At 37.4% G+C, this 21743-nt stretch carries 22 protein-coding genes; 14 read left to right on the forward strand and 8 right to left on the reverse strand.

Going from position 1 to position 21743, the window contains the following annotated elements; genetic code table 11:
* The first annotated feature begins 7 nt into the window (after positions 1–7).
* Complete coding sequence (locus PVK71_RS14960; protein ID WP_274419677.1) at positions 8–1660, forward strand: DUF3466 family protein; 1653 nt, start codon at positions 8–10, stop codon at positions 1658–1660.
* A gap of 200 nt (positions 1661–1860) precedes the next feature.
* On the forward strand, positions 1861–2034 hold the full coding sequence (gene rmf, locus PVK71_RS14965; protein ID WP_060990978.1) for a ribosome modulation factor: 174 nt from the start codon (positions 1861–1863) through the stop codon (positions 2032–2034).
* Positions 2035–2199: 165 nt separating this feature from the next.
* Here the strand turns inward: rmf and fabA are convergent, their stop codons facing one another.
* A complete protein-coding gene (fabA, locus tag PVK71_RS14970) occupies positions 2200–2718 on the reverse strand; it encodes a bifunctional 3-hydroxydecanoyl-ACP dehydratase/trans-2-decenoyl-ACP isomerase (protein ID WP_130047348.1) in 519 nt (172 codons plus the stop codon).
* A 65-nt stretch (positions 2719–2783) separates the two neighbouring features.
* On the reverse strand, positions 2784–4451 hold the full coding sequence (locus PVK71_RS14975) for an AAA family ATPase (RefSeq protein ID WP_274419676.1): 1668 nt from the start codon (positions 4449–4451) through the stop codon (positions 2784–2786).
* Positions 4452–4632: 181 nt separating this feature from the next.
* On the opposite strand from PVK71_RS14975, the gene matP reads away from it, so the two are divergent.
* The gene (gene matP, locus PVK71_RS14980; RefSeq protein WP_274419675.1) at positions 4633–5079 is read left to right on the forward strand and encodes a macrodomain Ter protein MatP; all 447 of its coding nucleotides are present in this window, start codon (positions 4633–4635) and stop codon (positions 5077–5079) included.
* A 95-nt stretch (positions 5080–5174) separates the two neighbouring features.
* Here matP and PVK71_RS14985 read toward each other — a convergent pair whose 3' ends face one another.
* The 4 genes from PVK71_RS14985 to PVK71_RS15000 form a co-directional block, all read right to left on the reverse strand.
* Complete coding sequence (locus tag PVK71_RS14985; protein ID WP_274419674.1) at positions 5175–5729, reverse strand: DUF1439 domain-containing protein; 555 nt, start codon at positions 5727–5729, stop codon at positions 5175–5177.
* Between the two features lie 411 nt (positions 5730–6140).
* Entirely contained in the window at positions 6141–8216 is a 2076-nt protein-coding gene (locus tag PVK71_RS14990) for an ATP-binding protein (RefSeq protein ID WP_274419673.1), read from the reverse strand.
* 9 nt (positions 8217–8225) lie between these two features.
* Positions 8226–9410, reverse strand: a complete 1185-nt coding sequence (locus tag PVK71_RS14995; protein ID WP_274419672.1) for an FIST signal transduction protein — start codon at positions 9408–9410, stop codon at positions 8226–8228.
* 96 nt (positions 9411–9506) lie between these two features.
* Positions 9507–9962 carry a hypothetical protein gene (locus PVK71_RS15000; protein ID WP_274419671.1) on the reverse strand — a complete coding sequence of 152 codons (456 nt, stop codon included), beginning with the start codon at positions 9960–9962 and terminating at the stop codon, positions 9507–9509.
* 269 nt (positions 9963–10231) lie between these two features.
* Between PVK71_RS15000 and ccoN the strand changes: the two genes are divergently transcribed.
* From ccoN to ttcA, 11 genes are all read left to right on the forward strand, one after another.
* Positions 10232–11662: a cytochrome-c oxidase, cbb3-type subunit I gene (ccoN, locus tag PVK71_RS15005; RefSeq protein ID WP_130047355.1), complete on the forward strand. Its 1431-nt coding sequence runs from the start codon at positions 10232–10234 to the stop codon at positions 11660–11662.
* A gap of 12 nt (positions 11663–11674) precedes the next feature.
* Complete coding sequence (ccoO, locus tag PVK71_RS15010) at positions 11675–12286, forward strand: cytochrome-c oxidase, cbb3-type subunit II (RefSeq protein ID WP_130044484.1); 612 nt, start codon at positions 11675–11677, stop codon at positions 12284–12286.
* A gap of 10 nt (positions 12287–12296) precedes the next feature.
* The gene (locus PVK71_RS15015) at positions 12297–12479 is read left to right on the forward strand and encodes a cbb3-type cytochrome oxidase subunit 3 (RefSeq protein WP_130044485.1); all 183 of its coding nucleotides are present in this window, start codon (positions 12297–12299) and stop codon (positions 12477–12479) included.
* Positions 12476–13447, forward strand: a complete 972-nt coding sequence (ccoP, locus tag PVK71_RS15020; protein ID WP_274419670.1) for a cytochrome-c oxidase, cbb3-type subunit III — start codon at positions 12476–12478, stop codon at positions 13445–13447. The genes PVK71_RS15015 and ccoP overlap by 4 nt, the downstream gene beginning before the upstream one ends.
* Before the next feature lie 102 nt (positions 13448–13549).
* The gene (locus PVK71_RS15025; RefSeq protein WP_130047358.1) at positions 13550–14029 is read left to right on the forward strand and encodes a FixH family protein; all 480 of its coding nucleotides are present in this window, start codon (positions 13550–13552) and stop codon (positions 14027–14029) included.
* A gap of 18 nt (positions 14030–14047) precedes the next feature.
* Positions 14048–16426 carry a heavy metal translocating P-type ATPase gene (locus tag PVK71_RS15030; RefSeq protein ID WP_274419669.1) on the forward strand — a complete coding sequence of 793 codons (2379 nt, stop codon included), beginning with the start codon at positions 14048–14050 and terminating at the stop codon, positions 16424–16426.
* Positions 16419–16583 carry a cbb3-type cytochrome oxidase assembly protein CcoS gene (gene ccoS / locus PVK71_RS15035; protein WP_274419668.1) on the forward strand — a complete coding sequence of 55 codons (165 nt, stop codon included), beginning with the start codon at positions 16419–16421 and terminating at the stop codon, positions 16581–16583. The genes PVK71_RS15030 and ccoS overlap by 8 nt, the downstream gene beginning before the upstream one ends.
* A complete protein-coding gene (locus PVK71_RS15040; RefSeq protein ID WP_274419667.1) occupies positions 16580–17254 on the forward strand; it encodes a sulfite exporter TauE/SafE family protein in 675 nt (224 codons plus the stop codon). The genes ccoS and PVK71_RS15040 overlap by 4 nt, the downstream gene beginning before the upstream one ends.
* Before the next feature lie 95 nt (positions 17255–17349).
* Positions 17350–18102, forward strand: a complete 753-nt coding sequence (locus PVK71_RS15045) for an FNR family transcription factor (RefSeq protein WP_274419666.1) — start codon at positions 17350–17352, stop codon at positions 18100–18102.
* Positions 18103–18251: 149 nt separating this feature from the next.
* A complete protein-coding gene (gene uspE, locus PVK71_RS15050; RefSeq protein ID WP_274419665.1) occupies positions 18252–19199 on the forward strand; it encodes a universal stress protein UspE in 948 nt (315 codons plus the stop codon).
* Between the two features lie 148 nt (positions 19200–19347).
* The gene (ttcA, locus tag PVK71_RS15055) at positions 19348–20271 is read left to right on the forward strand and encodes a tRNA 2-thiocytidine(32) synthetase TtcA (RefSeq protein WP_130044493.1); all 924 of its coding nucleotides are present in this window, start codon (positions 19348–19350) and stop codon (positions 20269–20271) included.
* A gap of 83 nt (positions 20272–20354) precedes the next feature.
* On the opposite strand, the gene PVK71_RS15060 is transcribed toward ttcA, so the two are convergent.
* A complete protein-coding gene (locus PVK71_RS15060; RefSeq protein ID WP_274419664.1) occupies positions 20355–21002 on the reverse strand; it encodes a DUF2987 domain-containing protein in 648 nt (215 codons plus the stop codon).
* 1 nt (position 21003) lies between these two features.
* Entirely contained in the window at positions 21004–21738 is a 735-nt protein-coding gene (locus PVK71_RS15065; RefSeq protein WP_338000084.1) for a glucosaminidase domain-containing protein, read from the reverse strand.
* Positions 21739–21743 lie beyond the last annotated feature (5 nt).

The following is a 21743-nucleotide window of genomic DNA, read 5'->3' on the forward strand; positions in this document are numbered from 1 at the left end:
AAGTTAAATGAGTAGTAAATTACAATTAACCACATTAGCTATTTTGGTGTCCGCTGCGCTTCCTGCGCAAGCGGCGCTTTATAAAGTGGTGGAAGTAACAGAAGCTGAAGCTGGTGTTTCAGGTGCTGAGTATTACGGGACGGCTATTCAGCCATCAGTTGCAGGTGTGAATTGTTTTGATTCAGGGGCTTCATCAGCTACATGTGAAGGTTATAAACTAGCGGGCGAAACTCGTAACCGAGCTTCTGGCTTCTCTTATCGTGAAGAAGTACCATTTGCGATGGATAATTCGTTTGGTTATATCGAAGATAATTATGATGGATTTGAAGATTACTGCTTCTATCAATTAGGTTACTCAACTTGTGAATACTGGGCTTCAACTCAGTGGAGTGGTTGGAATAATGAAGCTTATGGGAATAATACGGCCAATTCATTAGCATTTGTTACTGATGGTGGAACTATTACCGCTAGCGGAATTAATACTGTTATTAATTCTCTTGATTTATCAGGGAATGCTATTGGTAATTACAGTACTTCAACAGTTCGAAATACTCCGATAAGTGGAGACGTTATCATTGGCTGGAAACAAGGCCGTCAGTGGGCAAGTGATGGAACTTATACTGTAGGTAGTGTTTCTTCTAAAACGGGCATTGGTAGTGAGAGATATTATTATTACTCAAAGCCAGCAGTCTGGAATGGTACAGCGTTAACTGTGATTAAGTGGGCACATGATGATGCACAAGATGGTGATTATTATGCTCAGGGTAGCATGCGTGATTTTTATGTAGATGGTACTACATCTGATTTTTATGGTGTTGGTTATAACAACTATAAAGATCAGCACATGAACGCAACTATTTTTAAAGGCACTACAGCTTTAACTGATATCAGTTCAGTACAAATCAATAACGCCCAAGTAGATGCTGGAGATGATAATACAAATTCAAATTCAGTTGCTACGAACATTAATAGTAACTTAGTTGTTGTCGGTCAAGCTAAGCGTTCTGGTAACTACCCTCAAAATGGTGCAGCTGCAAATCGTTTATTTGTTGTTCCAGATGCATCAGCTGCTTCACCAAATGCCATTTTCTTTTCTAGTGATATTTTCTTTAATGGTGCTGGTGGAGATATGGGTGGAATCAATAACTATAACGAAATTGTTGGTCGTGTAGATGTTGAAAACAACCGTGAATATGAAGGGAAACAACGTCGTCAACGTGCGTTTATTTATCCTTATGGTGTTACAGCTAAAGTTCCGGATCAAGTAACAAAAAATGCTATTAATGACCGTAGAGCTATATTCCAAAACCAAGCTTGGATTATTGATAACCTAACTAACGGTGGTTCAGTAAGCTCTCATAATAACCAATATCGTATCTACGATGCAAGTGACATTAACGACGCTGGCGTTATCTCAGCAACGGCACTTAAATGTGCTGGGGGCTATGATTCTGTTGCTAGTGATTCATATTGTGGAAATGGGAGTACAAATGAAACAGTAGTTGCAGTGAAATTGGTACCAATTTCAGATCCTGCAGAGCGTAGTATTGAATCTCGTCCCTTTGAAAACAGCACTATCGAACGTCAGGGTGGTTCACTTGGCTTTGGTGCTATGACACTGCTTGGTTTATTTGGTTTCATGCGAAAGCGAATTAAATAACAGCAATGTGTAAGACTAAGCCCGAAGTCACAAACTGAGACTTCGGGCTTTTTTTATACTTGAAAAACAGCTCAAATTGTCCGATTCTTAATATTGTCATCATGAGATGTTCATGATGAACCCTAACGGAATAAAGGGTATCAGTAGTAAAGTAGTATATTTATTGAAGCATTATGCCTTCCATCTATGAGGACTGAACTATGAAGAGACAAAAGCGTGACCGTTTAGAACGAGCACAATCACAAGGTTATAAAGCAGGGTTAAATGGCCGTTCATCAGAGAATTGCCCATATCAATCAATGGATGCTCGTTCATGTTGGCTAGGAGGCTGGCGGGACGCAAGAGATGACAAACATTCCGGTTTGTTTAAATAGTTTCCTATATAAAATAGAATTTTAATTGAAGCCTCTTTATGAGGCTTTAATTTTATTTAGATGATAGAGATTAATTTAAAATACTCTAATGCACTATAACTTATTACTAGTATTTAAAAATAAAGCCAGCACAAAGCCAGCTTTATTTAAATATTGATTCTTTAATTAGAACTTTGATGTGTCTTGGAAAAGACCCACTTTAAGATCTTTAGCAACGTAGATTTCTTTACCATCAACTAGAACACGGCCATCAGCTAGACCCATTACTAACTTACGGTTAATAACACGTTTAAAATCAATTTCATACGTTACTTTTTTCGCAGTAGGAAGTACTTGGCCTGTGAATTTAACTTCACCTACACCTAGAGCACGACCTTTACCTTCGCCACCAATCCAACCAAGGAAGAAACCAACCAGTTGCCACATTGCATCAAGACCAAGACAACCAGGCATTACTGGATCACCTGGGAAGTGACAGTCAAAGAACCAAAGATCTGGAGTAATGTCTAGTTCAGCAACAACTTTACCTTTACCAAATAGACCTTCAGTTTCAGACATAAGAGGGATGCGATCCATCATTAACATATTTGGTGCAGGAAGTTGTGGGCCGTTTGGACCAAATAATTCACCACGGCTTGATGCTAGTAAATCTTCACGATTGTATGAACTAGGTTTATTTTGCATTAAAGTATTACTCCTAAATAAGTTGCTGAAATTCTAGCTAACACTTGTACGCTTATCAAGTCGGATCAGCGCTGGTTAAACCAGTTCTTAATACGACAGAATAAAGCGGAACACTGATTCGGATTATGTTCAACATCTTCGATATGCTGAGCAATTAAAGAGAAAATCGATTCGTGCTCTTCAGATTGTAATGGTAATCCTGTTAATAATTCTACAGCTTCTTCAACATGACTAACAAGATGAATAGTAAACTGTTTTTCATTAACTGCTTGAATTACCTCATCGGAAAGTACAAGATTAATTCCATTTGTTTCTGGGATAATAACACCTTGCTCGCCAGTTAACCCGCGTTTTTCACACAGCTGGAAGAAGGCTTCAATTTTTTCGTTTACACCGCCAATAGGTTGAATCATACCAAACTGATCGACAGAACCCGTAATAGCCAAACTTTGATTAATTGGCTTTATTGCAAGGGCACTTAAAAATGCACACAGCTCTGCTAAGCTTGCACTGTCGCCATCAACTTCACAGTAAGATTGCTCAAATACCATAGAGGCAGTAAAAGGCAGTGGTTCATGAGTTTTTAATTGGCTAAGTATATAAGCTTGCATTATCAACATACCTTTAGCATGAAGATCACCACCTAATTCAACTTTACGTTCTACATCCGATAATTCACCGTCGCCCACATGTACGACACATGTAATTCGAGAAGGTTCACCGTAAGAAATAGGGTGCCCGGGTACAGATACAACGGTTAAGCCATTAATTTGACCGACTTGTTCACCTTGAGTCTCAATGAAAATATTTTGTTCTAAAATATCATCGAGAGCTCGTGATGGTAAATAGGATTCAAGGTGATACTTTGTTTTAAATGATTGGTTAAAATCATCAGCTGTAATGTATTCTTTTGACAACGAAGCTAAAGAGGCGTGCGCCAAAATAGAGTTTAACCATAACAAGCATAAGTTAAGTCGAGTCTGATCTTCACATTCTCTTGCACCAGCTTTGAGTAATGGTAATACAGCAGAACCATTTTCTAGTGGTAAGTGTTTATGTTTAATTGAGAGTGAGCTAATCAACTTCACATACTCAGTTACAGTGTCACTTTCTAGTGTAGTGTCAAATTCATACTCGGCAAACATTGACATACCAGCAAGTAAATCGGGTTCCAATTGTTCGATTTCACCAAGTAGAGCGCGATCACTAACAATGACTAATTTCACATTAACCATTAAGCTGTGTGCATGCAATATAGGTGACTTTGAATCACTGGCTGGAATTGTTACAGGGTGACCTTGTAATAAGCTTTTTAGCTTTGGCCAAAAGTGAGGGTTTGCAAGCAGGAGACTTGGTGAAATAATTAGAAAACCACCATTGGCTTTTTGTAATAAGCCATGTTCAAGTATGTCACTTTTATTGTGATAAATACCGAAAAGCTCAGCTTCAGAAGCACTTTCGGTGATAACCACAGGAACCGTTTCATTATGTGTTAAACGATTCGAGGCATTCAAGCATAACCAGTTTGCGATATATTCACGGTATACGTGATTATCTAATGCATTGATTTGCAGTATATTAACGCCATTTATATGAGAAAAGACCTCTAAAGCTTGAGCCAATCTTGGCTGCAGAGAATAGGGTGATTGTACGTCAATTGAGTGAGATTGGTTCAAGGCATCTTGAACATGATCGTATTGAGGTTCGATTAAAAATGGCGAGTCTAACTGCATGCTTACTTATTAATAAAAAATAAAACTGATTATACATGACATAATTACACACGTCTGATTTTTCAGTAGTTACATTATCAATTAGATCTTAATCTCATTATACGCGAAGAATGTTGATGATAATGTAAAGTAGAGTTACACTGTCACCCAAATTTATTCTCTTTAATATGAGTGCGTTAATATGAAATACCAACAACTTGAAAATCTAGAAGCCGGTTGGAAATGGATGTATTTATTTAATAAGCACCGTATGGGAGAGTCAATTACTTGTTATATCGATTCTAGTGAACAGCAACAATGGGTTAATGAGTTCTTAAAGTTAGAGCATGAGCCGGTTAAATCACTCGAATGGATTCAAAAACACATGAATCCTGATTTAGAGAATAAATTAAAGCAAGCTATTCGAGCTAAAAGAAAACGTCACTTTAATGCAGAACAAGAGCATACCCGTAAGAAATCAATCGATTTAGATTATCGTGTGTGGGAAAAACTTTCTCTGCGTGCTCAAGATCTTGATTCTACGCTTTCTGATACGATCGAGTATTTATTGAGTGAAGCATCGAGAACTGAAAAGGCCAGCCAAACGGTGTCATCGCTTAAAGCCGATCTTCATGAGTTATTAAAATAAGAAATATTTTACTTAAAGCTAATCTGTATATAATGACAATATACAGATTAATATCACACAACCTAATGCACTATAACTAAAATGGCTTATTTATTTTAATCAAACAACTCAATCACTAACTTATTGTTTTTTATCACTAAATTAGGTTTGGCTGATTTGATAAGAGATTCTTTTAGTTTATCTGCATTTAACTTATAAGCTGGCTCATTTGATAGAGCATAACCAATGATTGATACAGCAGGCTTTAGTAATGAAGTTAACTCTGGTGATAATTTCTGGTTTTTATCTTCAAACTTTTCTAACCGTAGTGATTTCAAATAAATCTCACCAGTTTCTTTATCGTATTCTGGCACAGCGCTGAATTCTAGCGTGATTGACAGGTTCTGTTTTATCTCATTGAGCATTTGAACATCAGCGGTCGTGTTTGCAAAAACACTAATACGATCAGCTTCGATACGACCAATTTGAACATCAACATTTTCAACATTTACTTGAGCATATAGAAAACCAGGAATACCAACTGATTTGTCTACATGAATTTCATCTGTAAGATAATCAGTCATTTCTTTTTCTGTTATTGAGTAGCTCGCGCAACCAGATAATGTCAGTACAGAAACTAAAGTGAATAGAGCACGTTTTTTAATATACATAGAATGTTTAGCCTTAGATACCATTAACAACGAAGCCAAAATAAACTTAGCCCGTGACAAGGTAACATAAATACAATTAGGCATAGTTTAATGGCAATACTAAATAGGCACAAATTCAAAAGAGATAAATTACAGATAATTGACTAAATTAAGTCAAAACCAGCCAATGACAGGATTATTTTAAAGTACAACTTAGTGCGCATTATATATCTTATGTTAAATAAGGTTTATTAACATCCAAATATAAGTACATATAGCTTCCCTTTCTGCACAACTTCTTTTGAGAACAATCAATTTAACCATAACCGTATTTACCATAAAATAGCTAATAATCATTAAATAATACTTCGTATCCATCTAATGATTATTAGCTTAAAACATTATCTTCATAAAGCTATAAGCTATTTCTTTCTATAGATTTAAAGATCTTAATACTGCTTTTAATTGCTTTGCTCTTATTGGTTTTGAAACAAAATCATTCATTCCAGCATCAATGCATAACTTCTTTTCTTCACACAATGCATGACCTGTGATTGCAACTATTGGAATTATGGATCCTGTAGCTCGTATTTCTTTAGTTGCACTAATACCATCTTTTATTGGCATCGACACATCCATTAAAATGACATCATAGTTATTGTTATGATCAGACCATTCTTGAATTACTTCAACACCATTCTTAACCAAAGTAACTTGATGTCCTTGCCGTTCTAATAGTAACTTCATTACTGCTTGATTTGCTTTATTATCTTCAGCAACTAAAACGGATAAATATTGTTTACTTATCTCTGGTATTAGTTCATTTATTGGAAGTTTTCTAGATATTGACGCAGCTTCTTTCAATGGCAACTTTACAGTAAAAGTACTTCCTTCGCCGATTAAGCTTTCAACTTCAATGGTACCATTCATCAATTCCGTAAGACGTTTTGTGATTGATAAACCTAAACCTGTCCCTCCAAATTGACGGGTAATTGAGCTATCTGCTTGTATGAAAGGCTTAAAAAGCTGCTCAGTAATATCTCGAGCAATACCTATTCCTGTGTCTTTAATTGAAAAGCAGATTAAATTACCATCAAAAAGGCTGATATTTAAACAAACCGCCCCGTTGTTGGTGAATTTTACGGCATTTCCCACTAAGTTAAAGATGATTTGAGCGATGCGAGTTTGGTCAGCAATAACATTAACGGGCACACTTCGTGACACTGTCACAGTTAAATTTATACCTTTATCCTGAGCTATCACCTTGAAATAATCAATGGCACTATGAATGGTTTTAATTAAATCAATTGGTTGCTCATCTAGAATAAAAGTTTCTGATTCAATTCTCGAAATATCTAATACATCACTAATTATTGTGAGAAGAAGCTGAGATGAAGTTTCCATTTGTTCAAGCCATTGTCTTTGCTCAAATGATAAATGGCTTCCACTAAATACATCTATCATACCTAGGATTGCATTCAGTGGTGTTCGGATCTCATGACTCATCATCGCTAAAAACTGAGATTTTGCTCTGTTAGCTTTCTCTGCTTCAACTTTTGCTTTATGTATTTCGGTTATGCGTTTTTTTCTAGCTGAAATGTCTTTTGCTGTACCTCGATAACCTGTAAGTACACCAAACTCATCATAATATGGCGTGCCACTCAAACTAAACCATACTTTATTATTCAACTTTTCAGGACACCACTCTAATTCATTAAATGATTTATTATGATGCTTTGCTGCTAATATTTGCTTTCGAATCGATTCACTTTCAATTAAACCTAATAAGTTTTGCGAACTCATTTTAGTATCATTGATTTTTGTTCCTGCTAAATAACTGAAATTAAAGTTAATATCAGTTTCCCAGAACCAATCACCAACTGTATTAGCGAAGTCTTGAAAGCGTTGTTTACTTAAATGCAATGCTTTAGTTTTTATGTCAACAAGTGATTGAAGCCTGTGTTTGTAATCAATATCAATAACTGCCCGCTCAATAAGTGGTGTAAAACGTTGTAAGCTATTTTTAGTTGATGCTGAATATTCACCAAATCGACGACTGGTCAAAACAATAACAGCATGTCCTGATGAAGATTGAATTCCAGAAATTGCAACTGAAGAGAATTCAGTTTTAAGTTCAGGAGGAAGAGATGAAAATTCTTGGGTATTCTTAGGTTTAAAAAGAATAATACTTTCGTTATGACAAGCTCGATAAAAAAGATCACTAAAAGAGCAAGTTAAGTCGTTAAAAATATCATCTGTTGAGGCAAGAACGGATAAGCATTTTTCATCAGAGGAAGAAATAACAAACGCATTATCGAAATGGATAAACTTTTTAATAACGACAAGTAAACTATTAAAAATATCTTCTTTATTTTGAGCATCTGAAATGGCCGATAAGCCATTTAATATAGCTTGGTTTTCTTTATAAAGATGAGATTCTCGTTCTTTACTTCGTTTTAACTCTAGCAATGCTTCCTGGAGTTGTTCTTTCTCTGCATGATCCTTCACTGAGTTGCCCTAATAATGAAATAAAACAGTAGAGACCATTAAATTACCGTGAGCATTCTCGCCACCAGTAAAACGTCCTTGCTCACCGAAAGTAAATGGGCATATATAAGGAGCGCCATGCATTGCCGAGTTAACTGAATGACAAACTGCATCCATAGATGTTTTTATATGCATCATTGAACCGGCACAAAATATATTAATACCGCCAATTGGACTAAAGTTATCGTCATAGGAATTAATGGCCGAATTAATGACTCGCTGTGGTCGAGAAATAATTTGCTCTTCTCCACCGTACATCATAAAAATCTCCTCTCCTTCATTAATACTAGCAAAACATTCCATGCCTCCATCATGAGTAAATTTTACAGGATGGGCTAATTTGAAATATGGAACCGAATACATATAACCAGCAATTCTTCCTAAAGGAAATTGAGTCACTCTTTCTAGAAGGTTTGTTTTATCTCCAAGCCCCATTGGTAATTCAGTCCACTGCTTATAAACATCAATAACTGGTTTATGATCAATTTCATAAATAATTCGATTATATGTTTTCGTTGCAATTCCCGATGTTGAAGAGCAAGCATATCCAGAGTGAAAGGAATAAGACACTTTACAGGAGGGGTAAAAAACAGATAATGAGATTCCCGAACTAAGCAATTCATCTTGGGTAAAGATACACCACTTTCCCTGTACATTATTATCCGCAGCGGTTCCACCTATAAGAGGTATTGCCGTACCAAAATATTCATCTATTGCTGTAATTATTTTCTCTTCTTGTCCAGGTGTTGCATGGAGTAAAACCAATGCAGGTAATTCTCCTTCGCGACCACTATCCTTAATTGCTTTTTCTAATAATTGTTTTGTAAGCTGAGTGATCTCATGATTGTTATCAAGTTTAGCAATACTTGTTCCATATCGTCCATGCTTTGAATCATAGAGTGCCCATAATGCAATTGAATAACACTCAAGAAATCCATGATCAGTCATTACCCCTCGGCATGAGGTGCAACCATGAATTTTGGTATTAGGGAATCGCTTTTTTAACGTATTTATAATAAGGTGACTATCATGCTCTTCAGTGAAATAGCACAACAAAATATCAGGTTCGATAGGATGAACAAGTAAATTACTTAGACAGTATTCAATCGCTTTTCCTGAATTGTTATTCTGTGAATTTGTGCTAATTATCTTCATAATCCTTCCAAATTGTTTTAGTTTTATTAAACAAACTCTAATTTATCATTGAATGGTTGATTTCCGCACACTTAAAGAATAACACATTGAAAATTATCATTTTATGGAATTAAAAATCACATTTATTTTTTGAGAGCTATTCGACACTTCTACATTCCATGCCATATCATTATGTTTACATTTTGGTACAAATACTGAATATATTTGTTTGTCATTTGGCTTATTCGAAGGCGTGAACTTTAACGTTCCCATATTCATCTTCACGCCCGTTGCTTCCATTTCCCAAGCCTCACTTAGACCTGAAACTAGGATACTGACTTCTGAATTTTGCAAGATAGGACGCTGTTTTACATCAATAATGACTTGATTATTATCGATATTAAAAGCACAAGACTTTTCAGTTATGTTACAAACAGTCGCATCTTGGTCATTTTTCACACTCTCCATCGGATCTTTGTAGGTAATTGTTCTCCAAGTAAATGCAGTAATTAATACTACCAACAAGAAAATAAGTTGAAATAAACGAGGACCTGTTAACTTTTCTACAGCCATAGTTGAAAAAACCTGTGTTATCTAGTTCAAAAAAAATGAAAAAATGTTGCTTAACCGTAAAATTCCTATGGGCATCAACTATGATTCAATTTTGAAGTGAAGTATCATTAACGCCGAAAATGCCATTTTTGCATTAAAAAAGGATATTTCAAAATAAAAAGGTCACAAATCTAATTATTAGAGATTGAATTTTGGATGGCATTGCGAACAATTTGTTCGCACTATGGAAAGTAAAGTGTAGTTAATAATAAAAGTGGAAGCATGCAATTATGAGCCAAGTACAGCAGCATGAACAAAACTACAACTATACCGTTGTTCGCCAATTCTCTTTAGTAACCATACTATGGGGTATTGTTGGCATGGGTGTAGGTGTACTAATTGCCGCTCAGTTAGTTTGGCCGCAACTTAATTTTGACACACCATGGCTTACGTATAGTCGTCTGCGTCCTCTGCATACCAATGCAGTAATTTTCGCATTCGGCACAAGTGCCCTTTTTGCAACATCTTATTATGTTGTTCAGCGTACTTGTCAAACACGTTTGTTTGGTGGTCCATTAGTTGCGTTCACCTTCTGGGGTTGGCAAGCAATTATTCTAGCAGCAGCAATTTCATTGCCTCTAGGTATTACATCAGGAAAAGAATACGCAGAATTAGAGTGGCCGATTGATATCGCAATTACTCTGGTTTGGGTTGCGTATGCTATCGTTTTCTTTGGAACCCTGTTTAAGCGTAAGACATCCCACATCTACGTTGCAAACTGGTTCTTTGGAGCCTTCATTTTAACCGTTGCCGTTCTTCATATTGTGAATAGCCTTGCTGTTCCTGTATCTATGACTAAATCGTATTCGATTTATTCTGGTGCTGTTGATGCGATGGTACAATGGTGGTACGGCCACAACGCAGTTGGTTTCCTATTAACTGCAGGCTTCCTTGGTATGATGTATTATTTCGTACCAAAACAAGCAGAGCGTCCAGTTTATTCATACCGTTTATCTATTGTTCACTTTTGGGCTCTAGTATCACTTTATATCTGGGCCGGCCCTCACCATTTACATTATACAGCACTGCCTGACTGGACTCAGTCACTAGGTATGGTAATGTCACTAGTTCTATTTGCTCCATCTTGGGGCGGTATGATTAATGGTATTATGACGCTGTCTGGTGCTTGGCATAAACTTCGTTATGACCCAATTCTTCGCTTCTTAATTGTTTCTTTGTCTTTCTACGGTATGTCTACCTTTGAAGGCCCTATGATGGCAATTAAATCAGTAAATGCCCTATCTCACTACACTGACTGGACAATTGGTCACGTACACTCTGGTGCATTAGGTTGGGTTGCAATGGTATCAATTGGTTCTCTATACCACTTAATTCCTAAGCTATTCGGTCAAGAGCGTATGTACTCTGTATCACTAATCAATGTTCACTTCTGGTTAGCGACTATCGGTACGGTTCTTTACATTGTGGCAATGTGGATTTCTGGTGTTATGCAAGGTCTAATGTGGCGCGCAGTAAATGCAGATGGCACATTAACATACAGCTTTGTTGAGTCATTAGAAGCCTCTTACCCATTCTATTTTGTTCGCTTCTTAGGTGGATTTATCTTCTTATCAGGAATGTTCTTACTTGCATATAATACATACAAGACCGTTACTGCTCCGAAGAACAGCCTAAAAGCTATTCCTCAACCAGCTCAATAAGGAGGCTATGTTATGAGTTCTAATCGTCATGAAATCATAGAAAAAAACGTTGGCCTTCTTGCGGTTCTTATCGTTGTTGCTATTAGTTTCGGTGCGTTAGTTGAGATCACTCCTCTAATTTTCCAAAAACAAACAACTGAACCAGTAGAAAACTTACGTGTTTATACACCATTAGAAATGGAAGGCCGTGACATTTATATCCGTGAAGGTTGTAGTGTTTGTCATAGCCAAATGATCCGCCCGTTCCGTGCTGAAACAGAACGTTACGGACATTATTCTGTTGCTGGTGAAAGTGTTTGGGAGCACCCATTCTTATGGGGTTCAAAACGTACAGGTCCTGATCTAGCTCGTGTTGGTGAGCGTTATTCTGATGAATGGCACCGTGTTCACCTAATCAACCCTCGTGATGTGGTTCCTGAATCAAATATGCCTGGCTTCCCTTGGTTGGAAGACAACGTGTTAGATGGTGAATTGACATCGCAAAAAATTGCTATTTTCCGTAACAACTTTGGTGTTCCATACACTGAAGAAGACGTAAAGAATGCGGCTGATGCGGTTAAAGGTAAGACTGAGATGGATGCGCTTATTGCTTATCTTCAATCACTTGGTCATGCAATGAAGTAAGGAGGTCCCTATGGACGCTGGAACTATTCATGCAATTTGGACAGTTATTCTGTTTTTAAGCATGGTAGGTATTATTTTTTGGGCTTACAGTAAAAAGCAAAAGGCTCGCTTCGATGAAGCCGCTAACTTGGTTTTTGCTGATGAACAAGAAGATACTTCAAGCCAAAACAAGACAGGAGTTGATAAACAATGAGTACTTTTTGGAGTCTCTGGATAAGTATCATTACTATTGGTACATTAATTGGTTGTGGTTTACTGCTTCGTTTCTGCTTGAAAAATACAACAGGAATTGAAGAAGGTGAAGACATGGGTCATGAATACGATGGTATTCGAGAGATCAATAATCCACTGCCAAAATGGTGGACTTACATGTTTTTAGCTACAATCGTCTTCTCTATCGTTTATCTAATCCTTTACCCTGGATTAGGTAACTTTAAAGGCGTTTTAGGCTGGACAAGTTCAGACCAAACGGTTCGTACGGTTGAAGAATCACACACATCGATTGAGCGTTCTCATAAAGAGAAAACACTTGACCAATTTGCTCGTGAATTAGATGACGCAAATACGAATTTTGGCGAAACATTCTCAAAACTTGCATATAAGCCGGGGACATCAGAGTTCCGTGCTATTACTGATATCGCAAATGACGAAGAAGCACTAAAAGTAGGTCAGCGTTTGTTCCTACAAAACTGTTCTCAATGTCATGCATCAGATGCAAGAGGCATGATTGGCTTCCCTAATTTAACCGATAACGCATGGTTATATGGTGGTGAGCCAGAAGCAATCAAAACAACCATCATGAATGGTCGTATTGGTAACATGCCAGCTTGGGGTGACGCTTTAGGCGCCGACGGCGTTAAAGAAGTTGTTAGCTATACACTTGCCCTATCGGGTCGTAAAGTTAACGCGAAAGAAGCCGCAGCAGGCAAACAACGCTTCATCGTTTGTGCTGCATGTCATGGTACTGATGGTAAAGGTAACCCTGCGTTGGGCGCACCAGATCTAACTGATAATGATTGGTTATTTGGAGATTCACGCGCAGCAGTTACTGAATCAGTAGCAAATGGCCGCCAAGGTGTTATGCCTGCATGGAAAGACGTATTAGGTGAAGAAAAAGTACAACTTATTTCAGCCTACGTCTGGAGCCTAAGCAACAAATAATAAATATAATAGCCCCTGCATGTACAGGGGCTTTTTTCGCTCTTATATTAAAAATATTACATATAAAGCGCTAATAGCTCGACTTTAATAGGAATCATTACTATGTCTCAGCCTTGGTATAAGCAGTTTTGGCCTTGGTTTCTCATCATCCTTCCAGGTACCGTTGTTGTTGCTTGTATATCAACTTACATTTTATTTGTAGAGCACGATGTTGATCTCGTCGCAGAAGATTATTACAAGAAAGGTAAAGCAATCAACGTCGATCTTTCAAAAATCAAAGTGGCTCAAGAGTTATCTATATTTGCCAAAGTACGTAGTGTAGATAAGACAATTGAGATCCAACTTGATAAAGGTAAACTGGAGCATAATCCAGCAATAAAAGCTATCTTCACTCATAGAACGCTTCCCAATCACGACTTTTCGCAAGTATTAACATCAGATGCGAAAGGTATTTATCGCCTTCAATTAGATGAACCATTAAATGGCCCTTGGTTTATCGAATTGCTCCCACATGACAGCGCATGGATGGTCCAAGGACGCACAAATTTCCCGAGTGAAGATTTTTTCCCTTTAGGTAAGTAGATTAGGTAAATAAACCATATGTCGAAGGATTGTTACCACTGCAGTGAGCCTGTTCCATTAGGCTCACATTTTCAAGTTGATATTTTAGGTGAAACTCGTGATATGTGTTGCCCAGGCTGTGAATCAGTAGCGCAAACTATCGTTGAAAATGGCCTTTCTTCTTATTATCAATATCGTACGGCCCCTGCCGATAAAGCAGATTTAATCCCTGAGCAGTTAAAAGCATTAGCTCATTATGATCATAATGAAATTCAAAAAGAGTTTATTCGAACGAATGATAACCATAAAGAAGTGACATTGTCACTTGATGGTGTATCTTGTGCTGCCTGTGCTTGGCTCATTGAAAAACAACTTGCCAACGCACAAGGTATACACCAAATAAAAGTAAATACCTCTACTCATAGAGCATTATTAAGTTGGAACCCAGAAGAAACCAAATTAAGCACCCTGCTTACTCTTATTCATCAACTTGGTTACAAAGCAGCCCCTTTTGAAGCCGATAAACAAGAAGAAGAATATCACCACTCAATGAAGCAATACTTATATCGTTTAGGTATTGCGGGACTAGCAACCATGCAAGTGATGATGCTTGCTGTTGCATTATACTTAGAAGTCTTTGGTGATCTCGATGCGGAATTCAGAAACTATCTTCGATACGTGAGCTTAGTTTTTGCAACACCTGTAATGCTTTACTCTGCTTTGCCATTTTATATGAATGCATGGCGAAGCTTAAAAGCTAAAACACTAGGAATGGATGTTCCCGTTTCTATCGCGATGTTATTTGCTTATTTCGCAAGTGTTGTTGCTACCGTAACTGAATCAGGTGAAGTATTTTTTGAATCAGTTGCTATGTTTACCTTTTTCTTATTATTAGGCCGATTTCTTGAAATGCGTGCTCGCCGCAAAGCAGCAGCTATTACAGGAAACTTGCTCAAACTTATCCCCGTAATGGCAACATTAACTTCAGGAAAGAAAGTACCCGCGCGCACACTTGATGTTGATGACACTGTTATTGTCCCTCCAGGTGAACATCTGCCAGCAGATGGTATTGTTATCGCAGGTTACAGCGCTATTGACGAATCAATGTTTACTGGAGAGTCGATGCCTGTTGCTAAAAAGGAAACTGATCCGGTTTATGCTGGCACCATTAATGGTGATGGTAACTTAACCATTAAGGTAACAAAAACCAAAGCCAATTCTTTAATATCAAACATAGTTAAACTTCAAGATGAAGCGCAGATGTCTAAACCTAAAGTCGCTGAAATTGCTGACTTGGTAGCTCGTTATTTTGTAGCAGGTATCTTAATTATCTCCGCCTTCACTTGGTTTTATTGGCATGAAACAAAACCAGATGACGCTTTTTGGATCATGTTATCTGTACTTGTTGCGACTTGTCCTTGTGCCTTATCATTAGCAACACCAACAGCAATCACCTGTTCAACCTCTCGATTGGCACAGCTTGGTTTAATGCTTCGTCGTGGCCATGTTTTAGAAACACTGTGCAAAGTTAATCGTTTGGTTATCGATAAAACCGGAACATTAACCGAAGGAAACATTCAATTAACTCAAGTTCATTCCTTTACTAATATGTCAGAAGAAAGCGTAAAAACAATAGCGGCTGAAATGGAGTCGTTTGCAAATCACCCTATTGCTCGAGCTTTCTCACAATACAGAGATGTAACTCAAACACACTTTGATCGAGTTGAAAATATCATAGGCTCTGGTTTGCAAGGGTATATTGGTAACGATGAGTGGAAAATTGGTCATAAAGCCTTTGCTGCACAAGATTGCCAGTTAGAAAATCATCATGATTACCAAGTGTGGTTATCTAAAAATGGACAAGCGGTTGCTGCCTTTTCTTTAGATGACCCAATACGTCAAGAAAGCAAAGCATTAATTCAATCACTGCATCATTTAGGCATCAAAGTGACTATGTTAACTGGCGATAGTAGCTCATCGGTTGAAAAAGTAGCTAATGCCTTGGATATAGATGAGGTTATTTCTGGGGCAACACCTCAAGGGAAATTAAATTATTTAAAATCATTACCAAAAAGTGAAGTCAGTTTGATGGTTGGCGATGGTATAAATGATGCTCCTACTCTTGCTGGTGCTCACCTCTCTATAGCAATGGGATCTGGAACTGATGTTGCTAAAGCCTCAGCAGATATGATCCTTCTGGGTGATAATCTTTCTCGACTTATTGAAGCGCGAGAACTTGCGATGAAAACTCGTAAAATTATCCGCGAAAACTTAGCGTGGGCTTTAGGTTATAATGCCATTATATTACCACTGGCTGTCATGGGTTTAGTTGCACCTTACATTGCTGTAGTAGGAATGTCGGGAAGCTCTATTATTGTTGTTTCCAACTCTCTCAGGTTATTAAAAGAAAATGGCTAGTTTATATTTGTTAATCCCAATTGCGATTATGTTAGTGTGCGTTGCCGTCGCCATTTTTATTTGGGCTGTTAAAAGCGACCAATTTGAAGATCTCGATCGTCAAGGTACCGAAATATTATTCGATGAACAATCTTCCGTAAATAAAGAAGATAAATGAACATTGATTTATTAGGAGCCTTTCTTGTTGGCATGATGGGGGCTGGCCACTGCATAGGCATGTGCGGTGGTATTTCTGCTGTAATATCCATGAACACCAGTAATTCAAAGGCCCCTCGTTGGCTGTTTATCTTACTCTATAATGTTGGTCGAATTTTATCTTATTCAGTTTTTGGTTTTATTATTGGTGGTGTGTTCGTTTCTATTGCTGCGACAGCAGAAAGTTATAGTGCTCTAGTGTATTTAAGGATCTTCGCTGGTATCCTTATGTGCTTACTCGCTTTGTATATCGCAAATTGGTGGAAAGGATTGGTGTATATAGAAGTCATAGGTAAGCAATTATGGAAATATATATCACCGCTAACAAAACCATTATTACCACTAAAGACCCCTTTTCATGCAATTCCATTTGGATTTTTATGGGGATGGCTTCCTTGTGGTTTAGTTTACTCAACATTAAGTTGGGCAGCCGTTTCTGGTGGTGCGATTAACGGTTCATTAATCATGTTTGCTTTTGGTATTGGTACGCTTCCTGCTATGTTTCTAGTTGGTGTTGGTGCTCATGCCCTTCAGTCATTCATTAATAACTCAATAACCAAAAACATAACTGCCGCATTATTATTAACGTATGGTATTCACACTGTTTATATTGCGTTACATCAACTAATATAATTATAAATTTTTGCATAGTTTTGTATTTATGCTACCACTTTGGTACTGGTTAATGCTAAAATTGACTTATATCAATTATAAGAGCATTGAATGAGATGATGTCAGATAACTCAGCAAACAAACGAATCCAGTCAGGCGGATGTGCTATTCACTGCCAAGATTGCAGTATCAGTCAACTATGTATTCCTTTTACTTTAAATGAGTCTGAGCTTGATCAGCTTGATGAAATCATTGAACGTAAGAAACCAATTCAAAAAGGCCAGGAACTGTTTAAAGCTGGCGATGAATTGAAATCTTTATACGCTATTCGTTCAGGCACAATCAAAAGCTATACGATTACAGAGCAAGGTGACGAGCAGATCACTGCATTCCACTTAGCGGGTGACCTTGTTGGCTTTGATGCTATCACTGATGCTGAGCATCCAAGCTTTGCTCAAGCTCTTGAAACATCTATGGTATGTGAAATACCTTATGAGATCCTTGATGACCTATCAGGTAAAATGCCAAAACTTCGTCAACAAATCATGCGTTTGATGAGTAACGAAATCAAAGGCGATCAAGAGATGATTTTGCTACTGTCTAAGAAAAATGCAGAAGAGCGTTTAGCGGCATTCTTATATAATCTTTCAACTCGTTTTCATCAACGTGGTTTCTCACCAAGAGAGTTTCGTTTAACAATGACTCGTGGTGATATTGGTAATTACCTTGGGTTAACTGTTGAAACAATTAGCCGTTTATTAGGTCGTTTCCAAAAAAGTGAAATGTTAACAGTTAAAGGTAAATACATCACAATCAATGATCATGATGCTTTAGCTGAACTTGCTGGTTCTGCAAAAGAAATTAAGTAAATTATCTAAATAGAAACATTTTAAAAGTGAGGTATATCTTCTGATGTACCTCACTTTTTTGTATCTAATTTCTCCATATTTCCCCTCAAACTGCTAAAGTAAAGATAACAAAATGATTTTATGAATTGGTTTTTACCAAGGAGGTTAGTATGAACCGCTACCGTAAAATACTTGTTGTTGGGATAATTGATCAGGATGAACAACCCGCTTTAAACCGTGCGCTGGATATAGCAAAACGCAGCACAAAATCGTCTGAAATAACGCTATTCTGCACAACGTATGATTTTTCTTATGAAATGACATCCATGTTGTCTGCTGATGAGCGTACAGCCATGAGAAATGGTGTTGTCTCTCAAAAAGTAAAAATGTTTGATGAAATCATCAGTAATTACGATATTCCAAAGCATGTTACTATCAAAGTGAAAATGGTTTGGCATAATCGGCCATACGAAGCCATCGTCAATGAAATCTTTGATGGCAGCTATAATTTATTAGTAAAATCTACTCGCCAGCACGCAAAATTAGAAACCGTCTTTTTTACTCCAACTGACTGGCATTTATTGCGTAAGTCCCCTATTCCTGTTCTTCTTGTAAAAGAGAGAGCATGGCCAGAAAATGGTAATATCTTAGCTTCAGTACACGTAGGTTCCGAAAATCCAACACACTTAGTGCTCAATGATAAAATGGTCGATGAAGCTAAATATTTTGCCGATGTGCTTAACTCAACACCACATCTGGTTAATGCTTACCCTTCAACCCCTCCTTCAATTCATGCAGAACTGCCTGAATTTGATGCAATACAATACAAAGATGCTATTCGTGGTCATCATTTAACAGAAATGAAAGCGCTAAGACAAAAACACGGTATCCCTGAAGAGCAAACACACGTATATGAAGGGCATACAGAAGAAGTTATCTCTGAAGTAGAAGATGAACTGCATGCTGCACTTGTTATTCTTGGTACAACAGGAAGGACCGGTTTGTCCGCTATTTTTATAGGAAATACCGCAGAGAACACATTAGATTTACTCAATAGTGACGTATTAGCGCTAAAGCCTGAGGGATATATTAGTCCATTAGACCCTAATCATATCTAATTACCTACATTAATACCGTAAAGAGTAAGGGTTACTTAAGTAGCCCTTGTTTTACATTCCAAAATAATCTTTGTGGAAACTCGCTTATTGAATTTGATTGGGTATAATACCCGCCTTATCAGTTCCATCATTAGTTTAGAGTAAGTAAATGAGCGAATTAACCAAAGCGCAGCAATATAATTTTAATAAGCTTCAAAAGAAGATCCGTCGTAATACAGGTAATGCCATTGTTGATTACAACATGATTGAAGATGGCGACCGTATCATGGTATGTCTTTCTGGCGGTAAAGATAGCTTTACTATGCTTGATATCTTAATGAGCTTAAAGAAAAATGCGCCAATCTCATTTGACTTAATTGCTGTGAATCTTGATCAAAAGCAACCTGGTTTCCCTTCTCATATTCTTCCTGAATATTTAGAAGAACTGGGCGTTGAATACAAGATTGTAGAAGAAGATACCTACTCTATCGTTCAAGATAAAATCCCTGAAGGCAAAACGACTTGTTCATTATGTTCACGTTTGCGCCGTGGTATTCTCTACCGTACCGCAAAAGAACTTGGTGCAACTAAGATTGCATTAGGGCATCATCGTGATGATATTTTAGAAACTATGTTCTTAAATATGTTCTATGGCGGTAAATTAAAGGGCATGCCACCAAAATTGGTTTCTGATAATGGTGAGCACGTTGTTATTCGACCACTGGCTTACTGTCGCGAGAAAGACATTATTAAGTATGCTGATATGCGTAACTATCCGATTATCCCTTGTAACCTATGTGGCTCACAACCAAACATGCAACGTCAGAACGTTAAGCAAATGCTAAACACATGGGATAAGCAATTCCCAGGACGCATTGAAACAATGTTCACAGCAATGCAAAACGTAGTGCCTAGCCATTTAGCCGATTTTAATACGTTTGATTTCAAAAGTATTAACCGCGACTCTGGTGTTATTAATGGTGGTGATATCGGCTTTGATAAAGAAGAAATGCCAGTACAGCCTATTGATGCTGACGACGCAGTTGCAGAGTTTGACCCATCACTAAAACTTGATGTTATTACTGTAGAGTAATCTTTCATTTATGCACAAAAAAGGCGTTAACTTTTAAAGTTAGCGCCTTTTTTATTATACTTATATTACTGATATAAATAGGTTTACTTAACTAGCCAAGGCGTTACTTTCAAAGGCTCAGCAGGCAATAAAACACGTACATCATCAGCATATTTTTCAAAACTAACCGTAGCTCTTCCATTTTTTAAAGAAAGTGTCTCACCGTTTGATAGCTTGACACCTTCAGTGACAGTGTCACTAAAAACAAACGTAATACCTTCAACGTCAGGCATAAAGTAGCTTGAGAACATGCCACCTATATCGCCAAGTATAGCATCCATTTGAAGGGCGAGTTCTTTTAACTCTGCAACTGAAACTTGGCCATCAAATTGCTGATTTGCAAGAACTTCCATTGAAATATCACACTGCTTACCGTCTTCAGTTTGAATGTAAACTAATGGATTGGCTGATTTTAAATTATCATCAATAGGAAGAGTCAATTCCTGATTACTTGGAATCGTAAATTCCTCATAATGCTCTTCTTTTTCCATCCATGCTTTGGTTATTTGACACGCTTTACCTGTTTTAGAATCATTGAAGAACAATGCCATGCGGACATCATCATGCCCTTCTTTTTGATTCACTTTTAACTGGTAATACAGTTTCGAATACGTAAAACGATACTGCTCAGCTTTAACTGGTAACGCCAAACACAACAGTGACAACGTTGTCGCACCAATCCATTTTTTCATTTTATCTCCAATACTGACTATTATGGCGGATCATCGCTTGGATCTCTTCTACGTAAGCTTCACCACGCTCAGAATAACGAATTAACCCATACGCTAATGCATTTGCTTCTTGTTCTGGTGTTAATGCTTCTGGAGAACTATGTAGTTTTGCTCTAATAACACGAAGTTCAGCATAGGCATTGTTGCGGTTAACGTTCATAAAGTAAGCGTGAACTGCTTCTTGTGATGAATCAAACTTTGCAACTTCATGCGCTGCGTCTTCATTACGCTTACTAGGAACCACACCACAACCTTTAGTGTAACACCATTGACCAAAGTAGTTGTTGGCTTCGCGAGCAAAACGAGAGGTTCCCCATGCCGATTCATTTGCCCCTTGGCTTAATATTAAAGGTGCAGGAATATAATCTACTTTTACCAGCATCGCGTTAACCCAATCTACATTTACGCCAGCTTCCGTTAGCTTTTCTTTATAAAGCTCACCTAACTTAGTTGCCTTATCCAAATCTTTAGATGTTATGTCAGAATCATTATCTAACTTAATGACTAATGACTCTATAAATTCACGCTCTTCCTGTACACGAGCGTTTTCAGCGATTACTGCTGGATACATAAAATTGAAAAACGCCGCTTTTTTCTCTTTTACATCAGTGAATGCTTTAAAGTCAGGCACTTTTTCTTTTGGTGTACACGCTGCCATCAATAAAACAGCGAACAAAACAATCGTCTTTTTAATCATAATAA

The organism is Aliivibrio sp. S4MY1, from assembly GCF_028765545.1.
Lineage (GTDB): Bacteria > Pseudomonadota > Gammaproteobacteria > Enterobacterales > Vibrionaceae > Aliivibrio.

Coding starts and splice junctions, on each gene's coding strand:
- ccoS (WP_274419668.1), top strand. CDS start 16,419: ATGGCTAGTTTATATTTGTTAATCCCAATTGCGATTATGTTAGTGTGC.
- rmf (WP_060990978.1), top strand. CDS start 1,861: ATGAAGAGACAAAAGCGTGACCGTTTAGAACGAGCACAATCACAAGGT.
- ccoN (WP_130047355.1), top strand. CDS start 10,232: ATGAGCCAAGTACAGCAGCATGAACAAAACTACAACTATACCGTTGTT.
- PVK71_RS15030 (WP_274419669.1), top strand. CDS start 14,048: ATGTCGAAGGATTGTTACCACTGCAGTGAGCCTGTTCCATTAGGCTCA.
- PVK71_RS15015 (WP_130044485.1), top strand. CDS start 12,297: ATGGACGCTGGAACTATTCATGCAATTTGGACAGTTATTCTGTTTTTA.
- PVK71_RS15040 (WP_274419667.1), top strand. CDS start 16,580: ATGAACATTGATTTATTAGGAGCCTTTCTTGTTGGCATGATGGGGGCT.
- ttcA (WP_130044493.1), top strand. CDS start 19,348: ATGAGCGAATTAACCAAAGCGCAGCAATATAATTTTAATAAGCTTCAA.
- PVK71_RS14985 (WP_274419674.1), bottom strand. CDS start 5,729: ATGTATATTAAAAAACGTGCTCTATTCACTTTAGTTTCTGTACTGACA.
- ccoP (WP_274419670.1), top strand. CDS start 12,476: ATGAGTACTTTTTGGAGTCTCTGGATAAGTATCATTACTATTGGTACA.
- fabA (WP_130047348.1), bottom strand. CDS start 2,718: ATGCAAAATAAACCTAGTTCATACAATCGTGAAGATTTACTAGCATCA.
- PVK71_RS14960 (WP_274419677.1), top strand. CDS start 8: ATGAGTAGTAAATTACAATTAACCACATTAGCTATTTTGGTGTCCGCT.
- PVK71_RS15045 (WP_274419666.1), top strand. CDS start 17,350: ATGATGTCAGATAACTCAGCAAACAAACGAATCCAGTCAGGCGGATGT.
- PVK71_RS15000 (WP_274419671.1), bottom strand. CDS start 9,962: ATGGCTGTAGAAAAGTTAACAGGTCCTCGTTTATTTCAACTTATTTTC.
- PVK71_RS14975 (WP_274419676.1), bottom strand. CDS start 4,451: ATGCAGTTAGACTCGCCATTTTTAATCGAACCTCAATACGATCATGTT.
- matP (WP_274419675.1), top strand. CDS start 4,633: ATGAAATACCAACAACTTGAAAATCTAGAAGCCGGTTGGAAATGGATG.
- PVK71_RS15065 (WP_338000084.1), bottom strand. CDS start 21,738: ATGATTAAAAAGACGATTGTTTTGTTCGCTGTTTTATTGATGGCAGCG.
- PVK71_RS14995 (WP_274419672.1), bottom strand. CDS start 9,410: ATGAAGATAATTAGCACAAATTCACAGAATAACAATTCAGGAAAAGCG.
- PVK71_RS15060 (WP_274419664.1), bottom strand. CDS start 21,002: ATGAAAAAATGGATTGGTGCGACAACGTTGTCACTGTTGTGTTTGGCG.
- uspE (WP_274419665.1), top strand. CDS start 18,252: ATGAACCGCTACCGTAAAATACTTGTTGTTGGGATAATTGATCAGGAT.
- PVK71_RS15025 (WP_130047358.1), top strand. CDS start 13,550: ATGTCTCAGCCTTGGTATAAGCAGTTTTGGCCTTGGTTTCTCATCATC.
- ccoO (WP_130044484.1), top strand. CDS start 11,675: ATGAGTTCTAATCGTCATGAAATCATAGAAAAAAACGTTGGCCTTCTT.